Annotated in this window: 16 protein-coding genes; 11 read left to right on the forward strand and 5 right to left on the reverse strand. The window is 70.2% G+C overall.

All coding sequences use genetic code 11. The features are described 5' to 3' along the window. The first annotated feature begins 2 nt into the window (after positions 1-2). Entirely contained in the window at positions 3-614 is a 612-nt protein-coding gene (locus AC1DG4_RS01245) for an alkylhydroperoxidase domain protein (protein ID WP_477377659.1), read from the forward strand. 128 nt (positions 615-742) lie between these two features. On the opposite strand, the gene AC1DG4_RS01250 is transcribed toward AC1DG4_RS01245, so the two are convergent. After that, positions 743-2,056, reverse strand: coding sequence for a serine hydrolase domain-containing protein (locus AC1DG4_RS01250; protein WP_477377657.1), 1,314 nt, complete (start codon positions 2,054-2,056; stop codon positions 743-745). Positions 2,057-2,337: 281 nt separating this feature from the next. On the opposite strand from AC1DG4_RS01250, the gene AC1DG4_RS01255 reads away from it, so the two are divergent. Then, positions 2,338-2,664, forward strand: coding sequence for a hypothetical protein (locus tag AC1DG4_RS01255; protein ID WP_477377655.1), 327 nt, complete (start codon positions 2,338-2,340; stop codon positions 2,662-2,664). Further along, positions 2,651-3,232: a carboxymuconolactone decarboxylase family protein gene (locus AC1DG4_RS01260; RefSeq protein ID WP_477377653.1), complete on the forward strand. Its 582-nt coding sequence runs from the start codon at positions 2,651-2,653 to the stop codon at positions 3,230-3,232. Before AC1DG4_RS01255 ends, AC1DG4_RS01260 begins: the two co-directional genes overlap by 14 nt. Positions 3,233-3,421: 189 nt before the next feature. Here the strand turns inward: AC1DG4_RS01260 and AC1DG4_RS01265 are convergent, their stop codons facing one another. Continuing rightward, on the reverse strand, positions 3,422-4,366 hold the full coding sequence (locus AC1DG4_RS01265) for a J domain-containing protein (RefSeq protein WP_477377651.1): 945 nt from the start codon (positions 4,364-4,366) through the stop codon (positions 3,422-3,424). 105 nt (positions 4,367-4,471) lie between these two features. On the opposite strand from AC1DG4_RS01265, the gene AC1DG4_RS01270 reads away from it, so the two are divergent. The 3 genes from AC1DG4_RS01270 (at position 4,472) to AC1DG4_RS01280 (ending at position 8,940) form a co-directional block, all read left to right on the forward strand. Then, positions 4,472-5,011, forward strand: a complete 540-nt coding sequence (locus AC1DG4_RS01270) for a VOC family protein (protein ID WP_477377649.1) — start codon at positions 4,472-4,474, stop codon at positions 5,009-5,011. A 37-nt stretch (positions 5,012-5,048) separates the two neighbouring features. Then, complete coding sequence (locus AC1DG4_RS01275) at positions 5,049-5,855, forward strand: 2-phosphosulfolactate phosphatase (protein ID WP_477377647.1); 807 nt, start codon at positions 5,049-5,051, stop codon at positions 5,853-5,855. A gap of 235 nt (positions 5,856-6,090) precedes the next feature. Next, a complete protein-coding gene (locus AC1DG4_RS01280) occupies positions 6,091-8,940 on the forward strand; it encodes an FAD-binding and (Fe-S)-binding domain-containing protein (RefSeq protein WP_477377645.1) in 2,850 nt (949 codons plus the stop codon). Positions 8,941-8,999: 59 nt separating this feature from the next. Here AC1DG4_RS01280 and AC1DG4_RS01285 read toward each other — a convergent pair whose 3' ends face one another. Together AC1DG4_RS01285 and AC1DG4_RS01290 are read right to left on the reverse strand one after the other, a co-directional pair. Beyond that, a complete protein-coding gene (locus tag AC1DG4_RS01285) occupies positions 9,000-9,344 on the reverse strand; it encodes a hypothetical protein (RefSeq protein WP_477377643.1) in 345 nt (114 codons plus the stop codon). Positions 9,345-9,376: 32 nt separating this feature from the next. Beyond that, on the reverse strand, positions 9,377-11,695 hold the full coding sequence (locus tag AC1DG4_RS01290; protein WP_477377641.1) for a hypothetical protein: 2,319 nt from the start codon (positions 11,693-11,695) through the stop codon (positions 9,377-9,379). A 162-nt stretch (positions 11,696-11,857) separates the two neighbouring features. Between AC1DG4_RS01290 and AC1DG4_RS01295 the strand changes: the two genes are divergently transcribed. From AC1DG4_RS01295 to AC1DG4_RS01315, 5 genes are read left to right on the forward strand one after another with little or no spacing between them, the layout of a single operon-like run. Then, complete coding sequence (locus AC1DG4_RS01295) at positions 11,858-12,907, forward strand: LacI family DNA-binding transcriptional regulator (RefSeq protein WP_477377640.1); 1,050 nt, start codon at positions 11,858-11,860, stop codon at positions 12,905-12,907. After that, on the forward strand, positions 12,904-14,508 hold the full coding sequence (locus AC1DG4_RS01300) for an FAD-dependent oxidoreductase (RefSeq protein ID WP_477377638.1): 1,605 nt from the start codon (positions 12,904-12,906) through the stop codon (positions 14,506-14,508). The genes AC1DG4_RS01295 and AC1DG4_RS01300 overlap by 4 nt, the downstream gene beginning before the upstream one ends. A gap of 30 nt (positions 14,509-14,538) precedes the next feature. Next, positions 14,539-15,825, forward strand: a complete 1,287-nt coding sequence (locus AC1DG4_RS01305) for an ABC transporter substrate-binding protein (protein ID WP_477377636.1) — start codon at positions 14,539-14,541, stop codon at positions 15,823-15,825. Then, entirely contained in the window at positions 15,822-16,796 is a 975-nt protein-coding gene (locus AC1DG4_RS01310; RefSeq protein WP_477377635.1) for a carbohydrate ABC transporter permease, read from the forward strand. The genes AC1DG4_RS01305 and AC1DG4_RS01310 overlap by 4 nt, the downstream gene beginning before the upstream one ends. Then, a complete protein-coding gene (locus tag AC1DG4_RS01315; RefSeq protein ID WP_477377633.1) occupies positions 16,786-17,697 on the forward strand; it encodes a carbohydrate ABC transporter permease in 912 nt (303 codons plus the stop codon). The genes AC1DG4_RS01310 and AC1DG4_RS01315 overlap by 11 nt, the downstream gene beginning before the upstream one ends. Positions 17,698-17,836: 139 nt before the next feature. Here the strand turns inward: AC1DG4_RS01315 and AC1DG4_RS01320 are convergent, their stop codons facing one another. Continuing rightward, complete coding sequence (locus AC1DG4_RS01320) at positions 17,837-18,178, reverse strand: CHY zinc finger protein (RefSeq protein ID WP_477377631.1); 342 nt, start codon at positions 18,176-18,178, stop codon at positions 17,837-17,839. Between the last annotated feature and the right edge of the window lie 5 nt (positions 18,179-18,183).

An 18,183-nucleotide genomic window follows, 5' to 3' on the forward strand; every position in this document is an offset into this window, starting at 1 on the left:
CCATGTCCGAGCAGGTACTGCGTCACCCCGAGCTGACACCGCCGCACGTCTTCACGCAGGACGAGCTCGGCTGGGTGCCGTGGCTCGAGCCGAAGCCCGAGAACGAGCTCACCGAGGACGACTACACCGCCCTGGTCGAGCGCTCCCGCGCCGCGAGCCCGTACTTCCGCCTGCTCGTGCGCGATCCCGTCGTGCTGGGAGCGCGCACTCGTGCCGACAACGACATCTTCTACAACACCGACGCTGGTCTCGGCCGGGCCGAGCGGGAGATCTCCGCGGCCGCGGCCTCGCGCACGAACGGCTGCCTCTTCTGCGCCTCGGTGCACTCCCGGTTCGCGACGATCCAGGCGCCGTCCCGTCGAGACGACGTGCAGCGCCTGCTGGACGAGGGCATCGACGGCGAACAGGACGAACGCTGGACCGCGATCATCGAGGCGGCCGCAGCGCTGACGGCGACCCCGTCCCGCTTCGGCGTGGCGCACGTGGAGGCGCTGCGCGCCGCCGGCCTGGACGATCAGGCCGTGGTCGACGTCGTGCAGAGCGCGGCGTTCTTCAACTGGGCCAACCGGCTCATGCTGTCCCTCGGCGAGCCGACGCCCCCGGCGGGGCGCTGATTCCGCCGGCGCCTGGCGTCGACGCCCCCTCGCAGCATCCGCGCCCCCCTGTGGTCGCGGTCGTGCGAGGGGGCGCCGATGCTCAGAGGGGGCGTCGACGGAGAGCCGGGTCCGAACCGCGTCGGCGACTACTTCTTCTGCGGGGCGAACGGGGTGCCCAGCTCCTTCGCGAGGGACTGGAAGATCCGGGTCGCGGGGGAGCTGCAGGGCAGATCCGTCGGGTTGTCGGTCAGGGTCCTCGCATCGCTGGGGCAATCGCCGGAGGGGATGTCGCTGTTGACCATCGTGATGATCGTGGTGTCGTCCTTGGTGCTGTAGAACATCGCGGTGTTGTAGCCGGGCAGCTCCCCGGTGTGGCCGACCCAGCCGTTCTGGCAGCCCCAGCCGATGCCGTACCCGCCGTTGCCGGGCCCATTGAACTCGCGGAACGACGTGAGGCGTTCGATCTGGTACTTGGCCGGCACGAGACCTGCACCCGTCGCCTCGGCCCGCCCGAATTTCAGCAGGTCCTGCGGGCTCGAGATCAACTCACCGGCGGTCCAGCCCCAGGAAGGGTTCCAGTTCGTCGTGTTCGCCGGGTCCTCCGGGGTGCCGTGCCCGCCCTGCAGGGTGAATCCCTGCGCGTGCGGATCCGGGAACGCAGCGGATCCGGCCGGGAAGATCGTGTGCGTGAGGCCGAGCGGAGTGAGGATCTTCTCCGCCAGTACGTCCTGATAGCTCTTGCCCGTCACCTTCTCGATCACGAAGCCCAGCAGGATCGTGTTGGTGTTCGAGTAGTCGAACGCGGTTCCGGGCGCGAAGTCCTGCGGCTTCAGGCTCAGGCCTGCCTTGAGCAGCTCCTCCGGCTTCCACACCCGGTCGGGCTCGGAGAAGAAGGTCTTCTGCCAGGCCTCGTCCTTCGTGTAGCTCGTCACAGAGCTGCTCATGTCCGCGAGCATGCGGATCGTGACCTCGTCGCCGCGCGGCACGCCGTCCACGTACTTCGAGATCTTGTCGTCGAGGCTCAGCTTGCCCTCGGCCGCGAGCTGCAGGGTCAGGGTCCCGGTGAACGGCTTCGTGATGGATCCGACGCGCTGGTAGATGTCGGTCGTCATCGGGGCGCCGGTGGCAGGATCCGCCACACCGTAGGCCTTGAGGAACAGCCCCTTCGGCGACTGCACGGCCACGACCGCGCCCTTCGCCGAGGTCTGGGCGAACGCGGCCTGTGCGGCCTTGTCGATCGTCGCGGTCAGGTCGTCGGGAAGCGCCGTGGTCGGCAGATCGGCGGTGCGCGCCACGACCGCCGAGGGGTCGGCGACACAGGTCGAGACCGTGGGCACCGTCGATGAGGGGGTGCCGGCGCCCGTCGAGGTGGGACCGGTCGAGGGCTGCGCGGAACAGCCGGCGAGCACGAGCAGGGCGGCCGCGAGCGCGATCGGCCTCGCGAGACGAGCGGTGACCATGGCGGAGCTCCTTCAGGCGGATCGATCCTCTCCCATAGGAGACTCTGGCACCCGCCGGGCCCGCGAGGAATAGACGTAGGCGCATTCCGGCCGGAGCCCTACCCCGCGAGCTGCCACTTTCGCGAGGCGTTTGCCCCGTCGGCGCCCCCTCCCAGCATCGGCGCCCCCTCGCAGAGGCGTCCGCCGGAGGGGGCGTGGACCGTATGAGGGGGGCGTCGGTGGGCATGGCCGGATCCCCCGGAGGGCAGGCGCGGAGCGGGGCTGCGGAGTAGGTTCGGGGCATGACCGCGGATGTCGAGCACCGGGTCCTCGCCGAGGATCTGCGGGCCGCCGTTTCGGGCGGCGTCGACGCCCACGCGACGACCGGCGCCATGAGCATCGGGGCCGGCGGCGATGCCGCAGTGGCGGAGCCGTATGCGGAGCTCGCCCGGACGACCGGGGAGGCCTCGTATCGCGTGACCGACGAGCAGGTAGAGGCCGCGCAACGGCAGGCCGGATCCGATAGAGGAGCATTCGAGGTCGTGATGGCGGCCGGCGTCGGTGCTGGACTGCGGCGCTGGGATGCCGCGATCCGGGCGATCGAGGAGGCCGCGGATGAGACTCGCTGAGGTCGAGCACGGCGACAGCGTGGCCCACCGCCTGCTGATCCGCGCGATCTCCCGCATGGCGGGCTACCGGCTGCCCGATGCCGCCAGGGTCGCGTTCTACGACCGCGGCTTCGCGGGACCGGCGCTGGGACGGTGGACGCAGAAGGCGATGCGCGCGCCGAGCACATGGACCGTTTCGGAGCGAGAGCTGATGGCGGCGATGGTCGCGAGCTGGAACGCCTGTCCGTTCTGCGTCGGCGCGCACAGGGCGATCTCGGTGCGCGGCATGGATCCCGCCGTGGCCGACGCGGCCCTCGCCGACTTCCGCACGGCTCCCATCGACGAGCGGCTCCGCGCCGCCCTCGTCTTCCTGGAGCGGATGACGAAGGATCCGGATGCGCTCTCGCCGGCAGATGCCCGCGCCGCCTTCGATGCCGGGGTCACGGCGGCCGAGCTCGAGGACGCGGCAGCCGTCGCCGCAGTCTTCGCCGTGATCACCCGCAACGCGAACGCCCTCGACTTCGAGATCCCGACGGCGGAGGAGTTCGATCGCGCCGCGGGGATGCTGCTGCGCCGCGGCTACTCCTGAGCGTTGCCGGGCCGGGGCGGGGGGAGGGGCTTCGGTCGCGTGGGGTCTGCCACGTCGGCGCCCCCTCGCAGCATCGGCGCGCCCTCGCAGGGGCGTCCGCCAGAGGGGGCGCGGACCGCCAGAGGGGGCGCCGACAGCCAGGGGACCCCCGGATGCAGCCGAAGCAGCCGACGCAGCGGATCCCCGCGCTCAGGCGAAGCGTACGGTCTGCTGGATCCGGGTGCGCACGTCGAACAGCTCGGTGCCGCCGAGCGTTCGGGATCCGGGCACGCCGGATCGCAACAGCGTGCGGAGGGTGCTGCGGCGCGCGACCACCACGGTCGTGCCGCGGATCGCGCCGAGCGGCGTGGTCGCCTGGGCGAGGTCGTCGTCGGGGAGCACCAGGATCGCCCCGCCGAAGCGCACCCGCGCGGACCGTGCGACCGTGCGGACCTGCGTCACCAGCGCGGTGATCGGGGCGCGGGCTCCGGCGCCGGAGCCGATGACCTCGCCGCCGCGGAAGCGCGCGATCTCGCCGAGATCGGCGGACATCAGGCCGTACAGTCCCGACGGTCCGAGCACGATGTGGTCAAGCGTGTCGGCGGACGCCGAGGCGCCCCCACCGGCCGCGCCCCCACCAGCGCTGGGCACCGCCACGTCGTGCCAGGCGGTGAAGCCCATGCCCAGGTCGGCCACGGAGCGGGCGGTGTGCTCCTCGGCGAGGGCGTTGGCGAGGATCCGGCGCAGCTCGCGGGGGATCGTGCGCACGAACGCGGGGTCGTACGGATCCGGCACCTCGGATCCGGCCCACGCGCGCACCTGCGCGACGTAGTGACGGCGCCGGCTTGCGCCCGCCTCGCCGTAGGCCTTCGCGCGAGGGCGGGTGTCTGTGCGCGCCGTCTGCGCGCGCCAGCCATCCCACGCAGCCTCGTCTTCGGAGAATCCGTGCCCGCGGTCGTACGCGGCGCGGAGGCCGGGTGTGCCGACGAGCTCCCAGGCGCGCTGCACCTGGACGAACACCGTCGCATCGCCCCCGGTGTCGGGGTGCGTGCGGCGCAGCTGCAGCCGGTAGGCGCGGCGCAGCTCCTCGTCGTCGACCGTGGCGACGACGCCGAGCACCTCGTACGCGGACGCGGAGAGCGGGCTGTCGAACATCGCCCTCCTCGGGTGGTCTGCGGCGGCGGAACAGCGCAGTACAGGCTATCCGGTCCGATGTCGGAGGCCGCCTCTAGGCTCGCGATGACGACGAGAGGATCCCCCATGGCGATGATCGACCCCGCTACTCCGACCGGTTACACCAGTGTCGCGCCCTGGGTGGTGACCGACGACACGGGTGCGCTGCTCGACTTCATCGCGGGTGCATTCGAAGGGGAGGAGCTCGCTCGGGTGCAGACCGCGGACGGCTCGATCGGCCATGGTGAGATTCGCATCGGGGACACCGTGGTGCTGGCGTTCGACCGGCGCCAGGATTGGCCGGTGATGCCGAGCCTGCTGCGCGTCTGGGTGGCCGACGCGGACGCGGCGTTCGCGCGGGCGGTGGACCGCGGCGCGACGGTCGTGACCGAGCTCGGCGACAACGCCTTCGGGCAGCGCGGCGGGCGCGTGAAGGATCCGTTCGGCAACATCTGGTGGATCACCGCCCAGGTCGAGGACGTGCCGGAGGATGTGATGTGGCAGCGCCTGCAGGAGCCGCGCTATGCCGAGAACATGCGGTACGCGCAGGAATCCCTCGACGCGGCGCTGACCGGCTCGGCGTCGAGTTGGAGCAGCGCGCCGCTGCGTTCCGACAACGCCCGCTGAGCGAGGGTGGGCGGGCCCGGCCGGGTAGCATTCCCGGGTGAGATCCCCGATGAGCCCCGACCATCCGCTGCAGCAGGACTACGAGGTGCGCTTCGACTGGGCGCGCGAGGGCTTGCGCTCGATCGCGCAGGGTGCGGGCGTCATCGTCGTGATCGACGCGATCTCGTTCACGACGACCGTGGAGCGGGCCGTGACCGAGGGGCTCGAGGTGCAGCCGTTCCCCGGCAAGCGTGCCGAGGCCGAGCGGATCGCTGCCGAGCACGGCTTCGGCGATGCCCGCCTTGCCGGACCGCGCGGCGGACCGGGCGTGACGCTGTCGCCGTCGAGCCTGACGGCCGAGAACGTCGCGACGTTCGGCGCGACCCGGGCCGTGGTGCCCTCGTTCAACGGCTCCCGACTGTCGGCGGCCGCCGCGTCGTTCGGCGTCCCCGTGCTCGCCGCCTCGCTGCGCAACCGCTCCGCTGTCGCGCAGTGGATCCTCGACCACCAGCACGCCCTCGGCCGCCGGGTGAAGGTCGCCGTGGTCGCGGGCGGCGAGGTGCGTGACGACGAGACCGTGCGCTTCTCCGTCGAGGACCTGCTCGCCGCGGGCGCCGTCATCGATGCGCTCGGCGCGCTCGGCATCGACGCGTGCTCGCCCGAAGCCGCCGCGGCCTGCGCCGCCTACACCGGCCTTGCCCGGGCGACCCGGCACCTGTTCACGGCATCGTCGAGTGGCGTCGAACTGCGGGGCGACGGACAGGGTGCGGACGTCGAGCTCGCCGCCCAGACCGACGTGTCCTCGACCGTGCCGGTGCTCGTGGACGGCGTGTTCCGTGTGGCGGATCCGGGCATCCTCGCCTGATCGGTGCTCGCGGCCCGGACCACGGGCCCCGCCCGAGACGAATTCTGAAGGACGTTTGCCACTCCGCAGGAAGATCCGGGCGGATCCGTCCTTCATACATGGATCCGTCCTGCAGAACTGACAGCAGCACTAACAGCAGAACCGCCCGCAGACCTGACTCGTCATCGCCGCCGACCTGCACCGCCCCGGCCACGGGACGATACTGGAGGCACCCCGATCCGCCGAGGAGTTCCGCATGCCCGCCACCCTGACTTCGCCACTGGACGAGGCCGCCCTCGGTCCCGATGTCCGGGTCGCCTCGCGCACGATCGACCGCTTCGCCCGAGCGCACGATGCCTCGCACTATCTGCTCGTGCCGGATGCGGTGCTCGTTCCCCAGGACGCGGCGGCCGTCGCGCGGGTGTTCGGTGCCGTGCGTGCGGCGGGTCGCACCCTGACGTTCCGCTCGGGCGGCACCAGCCTCAGCGGGCAGGGTGTGACCGGGGACGTCATGGTCGACACGCGCTCGGCGTTCCGCGGCATCAGCGTGAGCGCCGACGGGAGCTCCGTCACCGCGCAGCCCGGTGCCACCGTGCGCCAGGTGAACACCCGGCTGGCCCGTTTCGGACGCAAGCTCGGTCCGGATCCGGCGAGTGAGATCGCCTGCACGATCGGCGGCGTGGTCGCCGACAATTCGAGCGGCATGGCGTGCGGGATCGTGGAGAACTCCTACCGCACGATCGAGTCGATGCTGCTGGTGCTGCCCAGCGGCACGATCCTCGACACCGCGGCGCCCGACGCGCTGGCTCGGCTGCGGGATCGGGAGCCCGAGATCGCCCAGGGCCTGCAGCATCTGCGCGATCGTTTGCGCGGCGACCCCGGTCTGAGCGCCGAGGTCGCACGCCAGTTCTCGATGAAGAACACGATGGGATACGGCCTCAACTCCCTCCTCGACTTCGACGATCCGGTGCGGATCCTGGAGCACCTCGTGATCGGATCCGAGGGGACGCTCGCGTTCGTCGCGGAGGCGCGGTTCCGCACGATCCCGATCCAGCCCGCGATCTCGACCGGGCTGCTCGTCTTCGACACGCTCTCCGACGCGATGGCGGCGCTACCGGGCCTGACCGCGCTCGGACTCGCCACGATCGAGCTCATGGACGCGGCCTCGCTGCGGGTCGCGCAGGGACTCAGTACGGTGCCGGAGGCGATCGCCGGGATCGACGTGCAGGGGCACGCGGCTCTGCTCGTCGAGGTGCACGCTGCAGACGCGGATGCGCTCGCCGAGGGCAAGGGGGTCGCGCTCGCGCACGTCGCGTCCCTGCCGCTCACGACGCCGGCGCGCATGACCGAGGATCCGGCCGAGCGCGGCGAACTCTGGACCGTTCGCAAGGGGCTGTACACCGCGGTCGCGGGAGCCCGCCCCTCGGGCACGACGGCCCTGCTCGAGGACATCGCGGTGCCGGTCGAGCGGCTGCTCGGCGTGTGCGAGGGGCTCACGGCGCTGTTCGAGAAGCATCACTACGAGGGCTGCGTGATCTTCGGGCACGCCAAGGACGGCAACGTGCACTTCCTCGTCAACGAGCGCTTCGACGATCCCGAGGCGCTGCGCCGCTACGAGGCCTTCACCGAGGATCTCGTCGAGCTGGTGCTCGCGCAGGGCGGGACGCTCAAGGCCGAACACGGCACCGGGCGCATCATGGCCCCGTTCGTGCGGCGGCAGTACGGCGACGTGCTGACCGACATGATGTGGGAGATCAAGGGGCTCATCGACCCGGACGGGATCCTCAACCCCGGCGTCGTGCTGTCGGACGATGCGAGCTCGTACCTCGCCGACCTCAAGATCGTGCCGACGGTCGAGGGCGAGGTCGACCGCTGCGTCGAGTGCGGCTACTGCGAGCCGACCTGCCCCAGCAAGGACGTCACGCTCACCCCGCGGCAGCGCATCGTGCTGCGCCGCGACATGACGGCCGCTCTGCACAGAGGCGAGGTCGAGGTGGCCGCGGAGATCGCGCGGGACTACGACTACGACGCCGTGCAGACCTGCGCCGTCGACGGCATGTGCGGAGCCGCGTGCCCGGTCGACATCAACACCGGCGACCTCGTGCGCCGCCTGCGCGCCGAGGAGGCCGGCCGGATCGAGCAGGGCGTGTGGAACGTCGCGGCGAAGGGGTGGGGAGCGATCACCCGCGGTGGCGGCCTGGCATTGAACCTCGCCCAGGCGCTGCCGGCGCCCCTCGTGACCGGCCTGACCAAGGCCGCTCGCGCCGTGCTCGGCGCCGACACCGTGCCGCTGTACGACGCGCGCCTCCCCGGCGGAGGCTCGCCCGCGCCGCAGCCCCAGAGCCCCGTCGATGCGCAGGCCGTGCTGTTCGGATCCTGCATAGGGACGATGTTCGGCGCGGAGCAGGACGCCGACGGCGTGCACGGAGAGGGCTCCCGGGAGGCCGTACGGCTGCTGCTGGAGCGGGCCGGGATCTCCTACAGCGTGCCGCCGGACGCCGGCGGGCTCTGCTGCGGCACGCCCTGGAAGTCCAAGGGCCAGCTCGACGGCTACGCCACGATGACCGAACGCGTCCTGCCTGCGCTGTGGCGGGCGAGCCAGGAGGGCGCGCTGCCCGTGGTCTGCGATGCCGCATCGTGCACCGAGGGGCTGCACGTCATGCTCGCGAAGGCCGCCGCAGAGCGCCCCGAGTACGCCGCACTGCGGATCGAGGACGCGACGACCTTCCTCGCCCGGGAAGCCCTGCCGAAGCTGACCGTGCGGGAGCGCATCCGGTCCGTTGCGGTGCACCCGACGTGCTCGACCACGCAGCTCGGCGCGAACGACGCCCTGCGCGCACTCGCCACGGCTGTCGCCGATGACGTGTACGTGCCCGAGGGCTGGGGCTGCTGCGCCTTCGCGGGCGACCGTGGAATGCTGCATCCGGAGCTGACCGCGAGCGCCACCGCCGTGGAGGCGGCCGAGGTCGCGACCGCCGCCGTCGACCGCGGTGGCTTCGACGCCTACGTCTCGGCGAACCGCACGTGCGAGCTCGGCATGAGCCGCGCGACCGGCCAGCCGTACCGTCACGTCGTCGAGGTGCTCGAGGAGCTCACCCGGCCGTAGTCCCCGGCAGGCGAGAGTCGGCTCGGCGCCCTGCCGCGGAGGCTCTCAGACCCCCGCGGCTAACGGCCGATGCGCCGCCCCGTCTGCTCGGCGAGACGGGTGAAGTACTCCCGGAACACGCCCTCCGCCGCCTGCGGCAGCACGGGGGAGGGCGTGTGGGTAAACACGAACGGAACCGGCTGGGTCCCGAAGAGCGGCGCGTCGCTCGACTCCACGAAGCCGAACCTCAGCCGGCCCTTGTCTGCACGGCGCGCGTCGAACTGGACGGCGAGCCAGCGCACCGGTGTCCGGAATCGGAAATCGGTCGTCGGCGGGAACTCGAAGAGCTCGAAGACGCCGCGGTCGAAGCGCAGGTAGAGCTTCTCGTGCTCGAGTTCGAGGGGGTCGAACGAGGTGGTGCTCATGTGGTCTCCGGTTCACCGTCGATCGGATCGGGTCATACCCCGAGCTGCGCTGCGTTGCAGTCGAGCCCACGATAGACGCGGGGCGCGCCGTCTAGCGTGAGTGCCACGGTGCCTGACGCGACCGCGACCGGCGTCTCCTGTCCGATGCAGTCGATCTGCGTGACGCCGGCACCCGTGGCCGGGACCACCAGCGTCGTCTTGGTCTGCCAGGGATCGAGCCAGAGCTCCGGCGCGGGGAAGGTACTCACCGCCGGGTCGTGGTCGGCGTTCAGGATGTAGCCGTCCGCGCGGTTCCAGAGCACCGCGAATTCGCCGTCCGGGGCGTCGAAGAGCAGGCCCTTGTTGTCGTCGTCGGCGAAGGTGAGCCAACGGACGAACGTCGCGCGGTCGAGCAGTCGGGCCGCGTTCGCGTAGGCGAGCAGGGACGGCTTCGCGCTGGTGTCGCGGTTCATCAGGCCGTAGTGGTACTCGGCGTCCGCGGGATTCGCGACCTGAGGATTGCCGAGCACGCTGTCATGGAACTGGTACCAGCACACGCAGCGGACGCCTTCGGCCTTCGCGAGCGCAAGGCTCAGGAACACGTTCTCCGCAGCGTGCCGGTAGGTGTCGTACCACCACGCGTTGGGCTTGGTGCAGGCGTACGCCTCGGTCATCCAGATCTCCTTCGACCCGTACTGCGCGACGAGCTCCTTGAGCCGTCGGAGGCCGCCGAGGAAGTTCCAGTACGTGCCGTTCGCACCCGCGTCCACGGGATCCTGCGGGATGTAGTCGGGCGTGAAGTTGCCTCGACCAGGGTGGAAGGCGATGCCGTCGATGAGGTCCCATCCGCCGGCGGCGTGGAAGTTCTGCACCCACGGCTCATCCATGCCCGCGAGCCCGTTGTTCAGGAGCTTGAGCGACGCCCCCGTCGCCACCACGCGGTCGTGGACGGGGCGCAGTGCCTTGTCCACGTAGGCCTGTGCGGCGGTGCCGGTGTTGAAGGGCCGGTTCAGCTCGTTGCCGACCTCGAAGTACTCGGCGCCCGCGCCGACCGCGGTGGTGGTGTTGGCGGCAGCCCAGGCCGTGGCTTCGGCGGCGGTCGCGGTCAGCGAGGGCTGCAGCTCGATGTTGTGCGTCATACCGCGCGCATCGAACGCGGAGGGCGGCAGACCGGGCCCGCCGTCGTATGCGATCCGAACCCTGTCGACGCCGATCTTCTGCCAGAGATCGAGCACGGCGGTCGCCGAGGGGACCTGCAGCCAGGGGTAGTTCGCCATGCCGAACATGCTGTCCGCGCTCGCCGGATGATCGCGGGGCGGGATCGCGGCCAGATTGGTGCGGGCGAAGGCTTCCATCCCACCGGAGACCGCGGCGACTTCGGTGACGATGAAGCCGGATCCGGGCGCGGTCAGGGTGAAGCTCTGATCGAGCGTTCCCGAGGCGGGGACGACGACGGAGACCGTCTGGCTCGCCAGCACGGTCCCGTTGAAGTCGCGCGCCCACCACGCCACCTCGACCGCGCGATCCGCCGCGGCGCCGTTCGCGAGCTGGGCGGAGATCGTGATCTGCTGTCCCGCGGATTCCCACAGTCCGAACGGGCGATCCGTCCAGACCTCGATGCCGAGATCCTGCGCCGTCCCGATCGAGGCGACCGCCGAGGGGCGCTTGTCGCTGAAGAAGAAATCGGCCCGGCTCACGACGCTGCCGTCGGGCTGGAGCACCCCGGGCGCGTGCACCCAGGTGGCGTTGGTCCAGGACTGGCGGGATCGATCGAGGATGAGCAGGCCGTGCAGGGCGCCCCAGGCCGAGGTGTGCGCGACACCCACGGCGTCCTCGAAGGGTATTCCTCCGCCGGAATCCCGCTTCCACTCGGTGAGGGCGACATAGCCGTCCGGCTCGGTCGCGGAGAGGACAGCGCGACTGAACAGGAATCCGTCCGGGATGAAGACCCCGGATCCCGAGGCGTGCCATTCGAGGCGCACGTGCCGCGTGCTGATCGAGAAGAGCCCGTAGACCGCGATCGCTCCCGCCGCGCTCGGCATCACGTAGTCCATCCGGATCCCCGGGGTGCCGTCGGCCAGCGTCACGAGCGTCGGGGTGCCTCCCGTGGACACCTGGATGCCGGTCGCGGTGTCCTTGGTCTGGAACTTGGATCCCTGCATGCGGATGACGCCGGAGCCGTCCCTGATCGCGACGCGACCGCCGGGACTCGCGACGATGCTCACCCCGTCCGCGCTGAGGGTTACATCGCCCGCCGCCGCATTCGCGCGGATCGGGCTCTGCGCCGCGACCAGCAGCGCGCCCGCCGCGAAGGTCGCGCCGAGGAATCCTCGGCGGGTGAACCCTGCGGCGCTATCGTTCCCGTTCGTCATCGGATCTCCTTTGATCTTGATAATGCGCATTAGCGTCAGAACGGTCCTCAGTCTGATCCCGCGTCCACGTCGAAGTCAAGAAGGGTTGCGCTTCCTGAAGATACGTATTAGCGTCATGCTCACGCCTTGGTGATAGGCATTATCAGACGCGGAGGGACCGACATGTCGGGGAAGACGGGCAAGACGACGCAGAAGGAGATCGCAAGGATCGCCGGCGTCAGCCAGACGACGGTGTCACTCGTGCTCAACGATAGGGACGGCACGAACGTCCGGATCCCGGAGGCGACCAGAGAGCGGGTGCGGCGCGCGATCGAGCAGACGACGTATGTGGCGGATCCCGCTGCGCGGAGGCTGGCCGGCCTGGACAACAAGATCCTCGGCGTCTTCACCTACGAGTCCGCGCTGACCGCGGAGAGCATGGACTTCTACGGACCGCTGCTCAACGGCATCGAACGGGCGGCCGAGCAGCACGACTGCGATCTCCTGTTCTTCACGAGTTCCCCCGTCGAGAACGGCTCACGCCGACTCTTCCACCGCAACACCCGGCTGCGTCTCGCCGACGGCTGCATCCTGCTCGGCCAGCACATGGACGGCGAGGAGCTGGCCCGGCTGGTCAGCGAAGGCTTCCCCTTCGTCGCCGTCGGCCGACGTGACGAGGCCGAGGGCGTGCCCTACGTCGGGATCGACTACCGCTCCCTCACCCGCGAGCTGATCGCGAGGGCTGCCGAGCTGGGACACACGGATGCGGTCTACGTGCACGGCAACCGCGACACCCCCTCATCCCGCGACCGGCTCGCCGAGATCGAGGCGGCGGGCGCGAGCGGATCCCTGTCCTTCCGCTCGCTGCCGGACGTCGGCGGCGACCTCGCCGCGACCGCGCGCGCGATCGTCGAGAGCGGGGCCACGTTCGTCGTCGCCGAGGACGCGTTCGCCGCGGAAGACCTCGCGCTCGCCCTGGACCGCATCGGCGTCCCGCTGCCCGGTCGCATCTCCCTCGCCGCGCTCGGCGAGGTGCAGAGCCACACGGTCAAGGGGCTGCGCCTCTCGGGATTCCACACTCCGCGCCAGCGGATCGCCTTCGAGGCGTTGAGCCTGCTCCGAGAGCTGATCACCGCCGCGCCAGAGGAGGCCGGGGCCATCGACCGGCAGCGCCTCCTGAACGGCTCCCTCGAGCTCGGCGAGACGCTGGTCGCGCGGCGGGTGGACGCATGAGGACCCTTCACGCGGACGTCGCCGTCATCGGAGGCGGACTCGGAGGAGTCGCCGCCGCCCTGGCCGCACTCGGTCGCGGAAAGCGCGTGGTCCTGTCCGAGGAGCATGCCTGGCTGGGCGGCCAGCTCACCTCGCAGGCGGTTCCGCCCGATGAGCACATCTGGGTCGAGCAGTTCGGCGTCACGGCGCGATATCGCGCACTGCGCGACGGGATCCGCGCGCACTACCGCTCCTTCTATCCGCTCACCGACGCCGCCCGGCGCGACCTCCGGCTCAATCCGGGGCTCGGGCGCGTGAGCAGGCTCTGCCATGAGCCCCGGGTCGCCGTCGCGGTGATCGCGCAGCAACTGGCTCCCTACCTGTCCAGCGGCCGGCTCACCGTCCTGCAGCCCTACACGCCGACGTCGGCCGCGGTGGCCGAGCACGTCGTGTCGTCGGTGGTGCTGCGCCATGCCGAGGACGGCGCGGAGGTGCGGGTCACGGCGCCGTTCATCCTCGATGCAACCGAGACGGGAGAGCTCCTCCCGCTCACCGGCACCGACTTCGTCGTGGGCACGGAGTCCCGCGTCGAGACGGGTGAGCCGAGTGCCCCGGAACGGGCGGATCCGGGGAACGTGCAGTCGATCTCCTGGTGCTTCGTCTTCGACCACGTCGAGGGCGCCGACTTCACGATCCAGCGGCCCGCGACCTACGACTACTGGCGCGAGTACGCCCCGACGTTCTGGGGCGACCGCCTGCTCTCGTTCACCGCACCGCAACCGCGCACGCTCGAGCCCGAATCCCGCACGTTCCACGTGAACCCGCCGTACGGCGCGGGGGCGGCGGAGGACCCTCGGCATGATCCGGGTGACCTCGACCTCTGGGAGTTCCGCCGGATCATCGCCCGTCAGAACTTCGAGCCCGGTGCCTACGAGAGCGACATCGTGGTGGCGAACTGGCCGATGCTGGACTACCTGGACGGGTCGATCATCGACGATCCGGACAGCGACGCCCATCTCGCGGCGGCGAAGGAGCTGTCCCGCTCCTACCTGTACTGGCTGCAGACCGAGGCTCCCCGCCCTGACGGGGGCACGGGCTGGCCGGGGCTCCGTCCCCGCGGCGATCAGACCGGCACGGCCGACGGCTTCGCACAGGCGCCGTACATCCGTGAATCTCGGCGGATCAGGGCCGTCACCACCGTGGTCGAGCAGGACATCTCGGTCGCCCACCGCGGGCATGCCGGGCCGGCGACGTTCCCCGATTCCGTCGGGGTCGGCATGTACCGGATCGACCTGCACCCCTCGACCGGTGGCGACAACTACATCGACGTCGAGTGCGCACCGTTCGAGATCCCGCTCGGAGCGCTCGTGCCGGTCGCCACACGCAACCTGATCCCCGCGGCGAAGAACATCGGCACGACCCACATCACCAACGGGGCGTACCGGCTCCATCCCGTCGAATGGAACATCGGGGAGTCCGCGGGCGAGCTCGCGAGCTTCTGCATCGACGAATCCACGCTTCCGAGACACGTGCTCTCGGACCAGGGACTGCGACAGCGGTTCCAGAACCGGCTCGTCGAGTCGGGTATCGAACTCCATTGGCCGGAGATCCTCGGCTACTGAGAAGCCCCCCTCCTATCAAGAAAGCCCCCCATGAACACAGCAAAGAAGCTGGCCGGTGCTGCTGCCCTGGCGACGGCCGCGGTCATCGCGATCAGCGGATGCAGCGCCACTCCCGGCCCCGCGGCTCCCACCACTGCCGCCCCGAAGAGCGTGGCGCTGCGGATGACCGTATGGACCTCGAACGAGGCGCAGCTCGCGCTGTTCGCCTCGATCGCCGACTCCTACAAGGCGACGCATCCCGAGATCAAATCCATCACCTTCGACAGCCTTCCCTTCGCGGACTACAACACGACGCTCACGACGCAGATCGCGGGCGGCAACGCGCCAGATCTCGCCTGGATGGGCGACCTCTCCAAGGATCTGATCGCCTCGGACGCGCTCCTTCCGCTCACTCCGGTGCTGAAGGACACGAAGGGGTGGGGGTACGACGACCTTCTCCCCAGCGCGACCTCGGAGTTCACGAAGGACGGGCAGCTCTACGCCTACCCGTTCTCGAACTCGCCGTACGCGCTCTATGTCAACAAGGATCTCCTCGCCGCCGCCGGTCAGTCCCTGCCTGCTACGGGCCTGACCTGGGACGAGGTGTCCAAGGCGGGAGCGGCCGTGAACGCCGCGACGGGGAAGGCGGGGTTCGTCATCCGCGACTTCGACTTCTCCGCCTGGAACACCCTGGCCACGGTCTGGACCGGATGGGGGGCGAGCGCGTGGAACGCCGACGGCACGAAGTGCACCTTCGACGACAGCAAAATGGTCGACGCCTTCACCTTCCTGCACGACGCCGTCTACAAGGACTCCGCCATGCCCGGCCCCGGAACCAAGGCCGACTTCTTCGCCGGTGACTCCGCCTTCACGGTCGCGCAGGTCTCCCGGGCATCGCTGCTCACCGGCGACTTCGGGTACGACGTCCTTCCGCTGCCCGCCGGCCCCGCCGGATCCTATTCGGTGATCGGGCAGGCGGGTGTGGGCGTCCTGCGCACGAGCACGCATCCCCAGGAGGCGAGCTCGTTCCTCGCCTACCTCACCGGGCCGGAGAACAGCGCCAAACTCTCGCAGTTCTTCCCCTCCGCGCGGCAGTCGCTGCTGACCGGCGAGAAGCTCGCGGCGAACAACAAGAAGCTGTCCGCGGATCAGCTGCAGACCGTGGTCGTCGATCAGCTGGCCGGGGCCGTCACCCTGCCCAACCACACGAGCCCCGCCGAGATCGCGCAGAAGGGCAAGACCGCCCTTGACGCGATGTGGACGCCCGACGCGAATGTGAAGAAGGTGCTGACGTCGGTCTGCACCGCGATCGACCCGCTCCTCGCGGGGGGACGATGACCGCCATGGGCACCGCGGCCAGGGAGGCGCGCCCCGGCGCCTCCCTGGACCCGTCCGGACCGCGTCCTGCCGCCGCGCGCCGGAGGACGTTCTGGACGATGAGACGCCGGGACGCGGCTGCCGGTTACCTCTTCATCGCGCCGCAGCTGATCGGCGTCGTGCTGTTCGTGCTCATCCCCGTGGGCCTCGCGATCGTCTACAGCCTGAACAAGTGGAACATCTTCACCGGCCAGCTGAGCTTCGTCGGCGGGGCGAACTACGCCGCGCTCGCCGCGGATCCGCAGCTGCCGAGCGTGCTGGGCGCCACAGCGGTGTTCTCCCTCGGCGTTGTCGTGCTCAACATCGCCCTGGGACTGGGCCTGGCCGTGATGCTCAACCGCCGGTTCCGCGGGGTCACGTTCTTCCGCACCCTGTTCTTCTCCCCGGTCGTGATCTCGGTCGTGGCGTGGACCCTGGTCTGGGGCTTCCTGCTCCAGGACAACGGCGGGATCAACGCACTGCTCGCGCAGATCGGGATCCACGGACCGAACTGGCTGCAGGAAGGGCCCACGGCGATGGCCGCCGTCATCGTGACGCAGGTCATCCGCAGCGTCGGCGTGAACATGGTCCTGTTCCTGTCCGCGCTGCAGGGCGTGCCGGGCGAGCTCTACGAGGCCGCGCGCATCGACGGCGCGGGCAGCCGCACGATCTTCACCCGCATCACGCTGCCCCTGATCTCCCCGACGCTGATGCTCACGAGCATCATCACGATCGTCGGCGCGCTGCAGGCGTTCGCGCAGATCGCCGTGCTCACCGAGGGCGGTCCCGGGCTCTCGACGACGGTGCTCGTCTACTACGTCTTCCAGCAGGCGTTCACGTTCAACAACATCGGCTACGGCTCGACCCTCGCACTCATGCTGCTCACGTTCGTGATGCTGCTCACGGTGCTGCAGTGGCAGCTCCGAAGGAAGTGGGTCTTCTATGAGCACTGAGACGCTCATCGACGTGGAGCCGGGGATCCGGATACCGACCTCGCCGAGCGCGAGATCCCGGCCCTCCAGGGGCCGGATCCTCCGCCGGATCGTCCTCTACGTCGCCCTCGCACTGATGGCGCTGCCGTTCATCGTGCCGACGATCTGGATGGTCGCCTCCTCCTTCAAGCCGCTCAACCAGATCTTCGCCTCTCCGCCGTCGATCTTCACCGCATCGCCGACCTGGGACGCGTACGTGCAGGCGTTCGGCTTCCAGCCCTTCGCGCGCCAGTACGCCAACAGCGTGTACATCGCCGTGGTGGTGACTCTCATCGCGCTGCTGGTGTCGAGCCTCGCCGGCTACGCCTTCGCGCGCCTGCGCTTCCCCGGGCAGAACGTGCTCTTCCTGATCGTGCTGATCGGGCTGCTGGTGCCAGGCGAGGTGACGATCGTCCCGCTCTTCCAGATGTTCAAGAGCGTGGGACTGATCAACACCCATTGGCCGCTGATCCTCGTGACGGCGCTGGCCGCCCCGTGCGTACTCGCGACGTTCATCATGCGGCAGTTCTTCATCGCCCTGCCGGTGGAGCTGGAGGAGGCTGCGCGGCTCGACGGACTCGGCCGGCTGGCGATCTGGTGGCGGATCTGCCTGCCGCTCGCGAAGCCGGCGCTCTCGGCCGTCGCGATCCTCACGTTCCTCGCGTCCTGGAACCTCTATCTGGAACCGACGGTCTACCTGACCTCACCGGATCTGTTCACGCTGCCCCAGGCCCTCACGCGCTACACCGATGCGTACGGCGGCGAGATGTGGAACACCCAGCTGGCCGCGGCGACCATGACCGTGGTGCCGGTGCTCGTCGTCTTCCTGATCGCTCAGCGGCAGTTCGTCGAGGGGCTGGCCCACTCCGGGCTGAAGGGCTGAGCGCGCTCGCGGGCTGGCCTGGGCGCGCGCTTCCGAAGGACGTTTGCAACTCTGCAGGATGATTCCGCCCGGAATCTCCTGCGGAAGCGGATCCGTCCTGCGGAAGCGCGGCACCGGGAGTGCGCGCGGCCGCTCGGCGTCAGTCGCCGTGGCGTGCGACCTCGAAGTACAGGTCGGCGTGCAGCGCGCAGCGCGGGTTGAACGCGGCGGCGCACCGCGGGCAGGCGGCGGCTCCGAGGTACTCGCGGATCTCAAGTTCGTGACCGCAGACGCCGCACAGCACGGCCTTCGCGTCGTGCTCGGCGGACGGCCATGGCCGGGACGGATGCCCGGCGGTCTCCTCATGGCAGAGGTGGCACGGGTAGTACTCGCCGCAGCACGCGAATCGGATGGCGACGACGTCGAGCTCAGTGCGATAGTGCACGCAGCGGGTCTGCCCGTCGACCGGGCGCCCCTTGATCTCGACGTCCTCGGTGCCCATGCCAC

This window comes from Microbacterium sp. 05N427 (genome assembly GCF_056397105.1).